Genomic DNA, 6477 nt, shown 5'->3' on the forward strand with positions numbered 1-6477 from the left:
CTAACCGTCACCGCCAGCGCGCCAAACGCGCTCGCCACAATCAGCGGGTTACGCCCATACCCGCGCCGGGCCAGCCACTCGGCAGCGGCGCGGATCGCCCCCCATCCGGCCAGCACAACCCCAACCACCAACGGCGCGATGACCAGCACAAACAGCGCCACCGCCAGCAGCCGCCCTAGCCAACCCCCGGCCCATAGTTCGCTAACCATGCTGGCAAATTGGCGTTGCCAAAAGAGGGTCGCCATCACGATCGCCACGCCGGTGTAGATCGCGCTCAACAAGCCATAGCCGGCGAAGATTCGCTCTTCTTGGTTGAGCGCTGCGCCGGCGCGCAGCTTTTGCCAGAACGGGCCGCCGATAAAGGCGAGCGCCCGGTTGCGCAGATTCGGCAAGCGCAAAGCGTCAACCAGAATGAAATAGCCATCGAGTTCAAGCAACGGGTTGAAGTTCAATAGCGCCGTCAGGTACGAAGCAGTCGCAATCCGGCGCATCCACACCCCGGCGAGGGTGTCAGGCACGGCCCATGCAATGATCGCGGCAATCGATCCGATCAGCAAATCGCAGAGCGGGCCGGCTAGCGACACCAGAATGCGCGCATGGCGCGGTGCGAGCCAAATGTCGCTAGTATCGACAAATGCTGCCGGCATGCCGAAATAGAGCATAATCCCCGATCGCGGCACATGCCGGCCAAAGTGTTTCACCGCCAAGCCGTGGGCCATTTCGTGCAAGGTGAGGGTGATAAACAGTGCAATGCCCAACATCAAAAAGTCGAGCGCAAACTGTTCGCCGCTGATCAAGTCGCTGCCGCTCACGCCCGGCAAAAAGTAGCAGATCACGCCGATCACAGTGATAATGCCGAGCAGGCCGGCAAAAAAGCGGTTGAACAGCCAGCGCCCAATCCAGCGGTATAATACGTCAAACAGTGTGTCAGCGCCGGCAAATGCAAAACTGCGCCCATGGGTGAGGCTGAGGAGGCGTTGGCCCAAGCCCTCTGCCGTGCGCTGTTCGAGCTTGGTGCGGAGGCGCTTGTAGATGCCGGTTGGGGTGTCGGTCAGAAACCCCTGCGCGCGCAGCGTCTCGACCAAGCCGGCGATGGGCAGCAATTGCTTGAAGCGCAGAAAACCCATCGTCGCTAATTGGGCAATCGTCCGGCTGCCGTCCATTGCCTGCCAAATCTCACGCTCAGCGGCGCTCAGGCGCAGGTAATGCCCGCTCGGACTACGCAGCACCGTTACCTGCTGACCGCCTTCGTTCAGCGTCTCTTCGATCACCCCCTCGATCCGCTGGGGCCGGTATTGGGCCGGGTCGGCGCGTTGGCGCAATATGCTCCACACGCCGCCTTCGCCGGCTGGGTGGGTGACCAGCCGGCGTTGCAGGTTCTGGTAGAGGGTGTGGCGCTGGTCGATCGGAGCAGTTACCTGCTCTTCGAGCGTAGACCATAAGCGGCGTTGTGGGCGCAAGGTTTGTGCCATGCCGGTTCGAGGAATTCCTACATGAGAATGCGCTCTTGACAAGATAAACGTTCAATCGGTGTTGCCTCTACATCATAAGAGGGAAGTTGCGATTTGCCAAACCTCTTTTTTCTTTTTTTATTGCGCAATGGCGAAGCCCCACAGTACGCGGTGCATCAAGGCATTCCTCCCGCCCTCGCGGGGGATTGCTTCGCCGCCTGCGGCGGCTTGCAATGACGACCCCACCTGTCATTGCTTTGGTCGGGCGACACTCAGCGCAGCGGGGTGTCGCCCGACCAAAGCAATCTCCCGCTTCAGCGAGAACGAACTGCTGCCACAGGGCAAACAAGACCCAGAGGCGCTCTGATCGGACAGATGTATCCGGTTGGGAAGGGCGCGGGGAGTAGACCCCGCAGACCGCAGCCGCTTCAGCGATGGCAATCCTTGCTATCGAGCGCGGCCGTCTCACAGCCGCACTCCATAACCGGAACATCATTGACAGTCTCGCCGAACATGGTACGATGCTAGTATGAGGACTAAACGCATTGTCATTACTGGAGCGACTGGCTTAATCGGTCGCAAATTGGTCGCCGAACTCCGCAACGATTACGAGCTCGTGATCTTTAGCCGTGATCCGGCCCGTGCTCGTTCGTCGCTGCCCGGCGCTGCCGACTATGTAGCATGGCAACCCGCCGAGCAAGGGTCATGGTTTGCGGCAATCAACGGCGCATGGGGCGTCGTCCATCTCGCTGGCGCGCCGATTTCATCCGGCTTGCTCGGTATGCGGTGGACACCCGAGTACAAAACAGAGATTCGCAACAGCCGGGTGATCGGCACTCGTGGCATTGTCAACGCGATGGCGGCGGCTCAGCAACGGCCAGCCGTGTTTGTCTGCGCGTCAGCAGTTGGCTACTATGGCTTTTATCGCGATAACACGCCACTCGATGAGAACTCGCCTCCCGGACGCGATTTTCTGGCGCAGGTCTGCGTGGCATGGGAAGCTGAGGCGGCCAAAGCCGAAGCGTTGGGTGTGCGCACGGTGATGCTTCGCACCGGTCTGGTGCTCGATCCCGATTCGGGGGCATTGCCGCAGATTATGCTACCGTTCAAGCTGCTCACCGGCGGCCCGATTTTGCCCGGCACGCAGGTCTACCCGTGGATCCATCCGGCTGATGAGATCGGCTTGATCCGCTTTGCGCTGGAAAACGAGCGCGTGCGCGGCCCGCTCAACGCCGCCGCTCCCGGTGCGCTGGCCAACCGCGATTTCGCCGCTGTGGTCGGCAAAGTGCTCGGTTCGCCGTCGTGGTTGCCGGTGCCTGAGTTTAGCCTGCGTATCGCCCTCGGCGAAATGGCCGATCTGGTGGTCAATGGCCAAAACGCCGTGCCCCGCAAGGCGCTCGATCTGGGGTATCAGTTCCGCTTCCCCACCCTCGAACCGGCTTTGCGCGATTTGCTCAATATACCGCGTTGAGGTTGTAGCGCACAGACGCTCGCTATCAGCGTCTGTGCGTTACCGCGGACACTCCGATCGAATCTTATCAACTTCTTACTTGCTTCTAACCCAAGATTAAAATTGGCGCGCGATGATACCCGCAGCGATGGCGACGGGTGTCGCCAGAAGCAGAGGAGGTTTGATTATGAATGTCAATCGGCTGGCATTGATCTTTGTCTTTTTGCTTGGCATCTTTATCGGCGTCGCCGGCGGCGGCGCCGCTGGCGGCGTTGCCGGCTATCTCGTTTCGCGCCAAACCGTCGCGCAGGTCTCGGCGACGGTAACATCGCTGCGGACGCAACCGGTCGTGGCGACAACGAATAGCGCCGCTACGCCTGCCCAATCGCCAGCAGTGTCCGATGCAGTGGTCGTCAGTCTGTCGGATGCGATGGTGGAAGCGGTGAAGCGGGTGGCTCCAGCCGTGGTGACGGTCACGGTTGAGAGCAGCACCGGTCGCGGCAGCGGCAGCGGTGTGATTATCAGCAATGATGGCTACATCATCACCAATAATCACGTGGTTGATGGCGGTCGTCGCTACTTTGTGCTGTTCGCCGATGGCGTGCGCCGGCAAGCCAATGTGGTTGGTACTGATGCACTCAACGACATTGCGGTATTGAAGGTTGATGGCGAGGTGCCCGGCGTGGCGGTGATTGGCGATTCGGCAGCGTTGCAACCCGGCGAGACGGTGCTAGCGATCGGCAGTCCGCTCGGCAACTTCCGTAACACGGTGACGGCTGGCGTGGTCAGCGCGCTGAACCGTTCGGTTCCCGGCAGCGGGATGGAGGGCTTGATCCAGACTGACGCGGCTATCAATAGCGGCAATAGCGGCGGCCCGCTCATCAACTTGAAGGGCGAGGTGGTCGGTATTAACACGATGGTTGTGCGCAATGAGCTTGGGTTTGGTTCGAGCGCGCCGGTCGAGGGCTTGGGCTTTGCGGTGCCGAGCAGCATCTTCTCAAACGTGGCCGATCAGATCATCCGCACGGGGCAGGTGCGCTATCCCTTCCTCGGCATTACCTATCTGATGATTGACGGTGAAGTGGCGGCCCTGTACAATCTGCCGGTACAGAACGGCGCGTTTATTAATCCCGGCCTCGGCGGCCAGCCCGCTGTCTTGCCCAACACCGCCGCGGCGCAGGCCGGTCTGCGCGAGGGTGATATTATCACCGCCGTCAATGGCCAACGCCTCGATCACAATACCTCGCTGCGCCAATTGCTGTTGCAGTACCGGCCCGGCGATACGGTCGAATTGACCATCCTGCGTAACGGCCGAGAACAGAATGTGACAGTGACGTTGGGCGAACGCCCCAGCAATTTACGATAACATCCTCATAATCGGTGACAACACCCATCGCATAGCCATCGGTTCACCGTCCCCACCCCGCCCGCTGCAGCCGGGCGACAAATTCGCTCAGCAGCAGGGCGGTGGCCCCCCACACCTTGTACCCGTTGAGGGCGAAAAACGGCACGCGCATGCGCGTGCCATTGCGTTCCCAAATCTCCTCGCGCACCGTCGCCGGATCAAACAGCACAGCTAGCGGCACCGTAAACACGCTCTCGACCTCTTCCGGGTCGTGGTTCGGCTCAAACGGCGTTGGGTACGCCCCCACGATTGGCGTCAGGTAGTTGTTGCTCGGCGGGATGTAGAAGGTAGTCAACGCGCCGAGCACTTCCACCTGCACCGGATCAACCCCAATCTCTTCGTGCGCCTCGCGCAGCGCCGCGCCGGCAGCGCCGCCATCGCTGGGATCGATCCCGCCTCCCGGCAACGAAACCTCGCCGCGATGAGTAGTGACGCGGCTCGAACGCACCGTGAGCGGCAGGTGCAATTGATCGTCGCGCGGAAAGAGGAGTAGCAACGCCGCCGATTGGCGCGGCGTGACTCCCGGTGGCGGCGTGAATGGGCGCAACGGCGCGCCATCAAGCCGGCGCAGGATCAGCACCTCTTCAAGTGGCGGCGGCGGCCCGGCCAGCGCCTGCCGGATCAATTCAATCTGTGTGCGCCAACGCATAATGCTCTCCATCATCGGAATTCATTGTCCTCTATTGTACTGCGTTCTTGCTCTTCGCCCCATGCTTCGCTTGCCGTCTCTGCGCTTCTCCGCTACAATCCAACCATCAGCACCAGTATTTCCCACGAGGAGGCGCGCGTGTACAACCTGCAGGAACAGATTCAGGCCGATCATGACTATCTGATCCACTCGCTCACCCATCCGACGGCGCATCAGAACCCGAAAATTTGGGTGGCTGGCCGTGGATCGATTGTAATCGACGCCGAAGGGCGCGAGTATATCGATGGCCTGAGCGGGCTGTGGAATGTGAATGTCGGCCATGGGCGCGAAGAGCTGGCCGAAGCCGCTTGCGCGCAGATGAAGCAATTGGCCTATTATTCGTCGTATGTTGGTTCGACCAATCTGCCCGCTATTCAGTTGGGGCGGAAACTGAGCGAACTCTTTTACCCCAGCATCAACCACTTCTTCTTCACCTCCGGCGGCGCCGAGAGCACCGAAAGCTCGTTTAAGACGGCCCGTTTCTACTGGAAGGCGGTTGGCAAGCCAGAGAAGGTGAAGTTCATTTCCCGCATGAAGGGCTACCACGGCGTGACGATGGCCGCTATGAGCGCCACCGGCTTGCCGGCTTACTGGCCGATGTTTGAGCCGCGCGTGCCCGGTTTTATCCATATCGAGTCGCCTTACCCCTACCGTTTTGTCAATCCGACCCCGCACCTCAGCGATGGCGTGGCCGCCGCCAATCTGCTCGAAGAGGCGATCCTGCGTGAAGGACCGGAAACCGTCGCCGCCTTTATTGCCGAGCCGGTGCAAGGCGCCGGTGGCGTCATTCCGCCCCAAGACGACTATTTCAAGCGGATCCGCGAGATTTGCGATTACTACGAGGTGCTGCTGATCAGCGACGAGGTGATTACCGGCTTTGGCCGCACTGGGCGCTGGTTTGGGCTAGAGCACTACGGCATCGAACCCGACATTGCCCAATTTGCCAAGGGGATCACGTCGGGCTACATTCCGCTTGGCGGCATTGGCGTCAGTGACCGCATCTACGAAGCTATCGAGTCGGTTCCGCCCGATAAGCGCTGGATGCACGCCTTTACCTATTCCGGCCACCCGACCGCCTGTGCGGTGGCGTTGGCCAATATCGCCATTATCGAGCGGGAAGGGCTGGTGCAGCGCGCCGCCGAAGTAGGCGATTACATGCAGCGCCGGCTGCAAGAGCTGTATGCGCTGCCGCACGTCGGCGACGTGCGCGGCAAAGGCATGATGGCCGGCATCGAGCTGGTGGCCGATACCGCCACCAAAGCGCCCTTCCCAGCCAGCGCCAATGTTGGCGTGCAGGTGCAGAAAGAGATGACCGCGCGCGGTCTCTTCACCCGCGTTGTCGGCGATACCATCTGCCTCGCCCCGCCGTTGGTCACCACCTACGAGCAGATCGACCAAATCGTCACCATCATCGCCGATGCCATCGCGGCCACCATCGCCGCCACCCGGTAGGAGTACAGCGCGCTGTGCCCACAAGGCACAG

Annotated in this window: 4 protein-coding genes and 1 pseudogene; 3 read left to right on the top strand and 2 right to left on the bottom strand. The window is 61.0% G+C overall.

Annotation, left to right across the window (positions count from 1 at the left end; all coding sequences use genetic code 11):
* A pseudogene (locus tag U9R81_RS16730) lies at positions 1 to 1472 on the bottom strand (cyclic nucleotide-binding protein); the annotation flags it as partial.
* 508 nt (positions 1473 to 1980) lie between these two features.
* Here U9R81_RS16730 and U9R81_RS16735 point away from each other — a divergent pair.
* Together U9R81_RS16735 and U9R81_RS16740 are read left to right on the top strand one after the other, a co-directional pair.
* Positions 1981 to 2922 carry a TIGR01777 family oxidoreductase gene (locus U9R81_RS16735; RefSeq protein ID WP_322496563.1) on the top strand — a complete coding sequence of 314 codons (942 nt, stop codon included), beginning with the start codon at positions 1981 to 1983 and terminating at the stop codon, positions 2920 to 2922.
* A gap of 166 nt (positions 2923 to 3088) precedes the next feature.
* The gene (locus U9R81_RS16740; protein WP_322496564.1) at positions 3089 to 4267 is read left to right on the top strand and encodes a S1C family serine protease; all 1179 of its coding nucleotides are present in this window, start codon (positions 3089 to 3091) and stop codon (positions 4265 to 4267) included.
* Between the two features lie 43 nt (positions 4268 to 4310).
* On the opposite strand, the gene U9R81_RS16745 is transcribed toward U9R81_RS16740, so the two are convergent.
* On the bottom strand, positions 4311 to 4955 hold the full coding sequence (locus U9R81_RS16745; protein WP_322496565.1) for a CoA pyrophosphatase: 645 nt from the start codon (positions 4953 to 4955) through the stop codon (positions 4311 to 4313).
* A gap of 138 nt (positions 4956 to 5093) precedes the next feature.
* Here U9R81_RS16745 and U9R81_RS16750 point away from each other — a divergent pair, with 138 nt between their 5' ends.
* Positions 5094 to 6446: an aspartate aminotransferase family protein gene (locus tag U9R81_RS16750; RefSeq protein WP_322496566.1), complete on the top strand. Its 1353-nt coding sequence runs from the start codon at positions 5094 to 5096 to the stop codon at positions 6444 to 6446.
* Positions 6447 to 6477: the final 31 nt, after the last annotated feature.

Origin of the sequence: Chloroflexus sp. (assembly GCF_034435895.1) — a bacterium.
Taxonomy (GTDB): domain Bacteria; phylum Chloroflexota; class Chloroflexia; order Chloroflexales; family Chloroflexaceae; genus Chloroflexus.

What these genes read in the sequence shown, in the direction of transcription:
- U9R81_RS16745 (WP_322496565.1), bottom strand. Translation starts at nt 4,955, where the DNA reads ATGCGTTGGCGCACACAGATTGAATTGATCCGGCAGGCGCTGGCCGGG.
- U9R81_RS16740 (WP_322496564.1), top strand. Translation starts at nt 3,089, where the DNA reads ATGAATGTCAATCGGCTGGCATTGATCTTTGTCTTTTTGCTTGGCATC.
- U9R81_RS16735 (WP_322496563.1), top strand. Translation starts at nt 1,981, where the DNA reads ATGAGGACTAAACGCATTGTCATTACTGGAGCGACTGGCTTAATCGGT.